General features: G+C 54.9%; 3 tRNA genes. All 3 read right to left on the reverse strand.

Annotated elements, in window-relative coordinates:
* Nucleotides 1-76 (reverse strand) — tRNA-Val (locus tag FE296_RS00165).
* Between the two features lie 7 nt (nucleotides 77-83).
* A tRNA-Glu gene (locus FE296_RS00170) sits at nucleotides 84-155 on the reverse strand.
* A 10-nt stretch (nucleotides 156-165) separates the two neighbouring features.
* Nucleotides 166-238, reverse strand: a tRNA-Thr gene (locus FE296_RS00175).
* Between the last annotated feature and the right edge of the window lie 77 nt (nucleotides 239-315).

Below are 315 nucleotides of genomic sequence, written 5' to 3' on the forward strand. Positions count from 1 at the left end.
TGGTGGAGGCTGAGGGGATCGAACCCCCGACCCTCTGCTTGTAAGGCAGATGCTCTCCCAGCTGAGCTAAGCCTCCAACTATATGACCCGTAGGGGATTCGAACCCCTGTTACCTCCGTGAAAGGGAGGTGTCTTAACCCCTTGACCAACGGGCCCCATTTCCAAAGCTCTCAACCGGGATCGAACCGGTGACCTCATCCTTACCATGGATGCACTCTACCTACTGAGCTATGAGAGCAAATGGCTCCCCGAACAGGGCTCGAACCTGTGACAACTCGATTAACAGTCGAGTGCTCTACCAACTGAGCTATCAGG

Source organism: Paenibacillus sp. UASWS1643, assembly GCF_008693195.1.
Lineage (GTDB): Bacteria > Bacillota > Bacilli > Paenibacillales > Paenibacillaceae > Paenibacillus > Paenibacillus amylolyticus_B.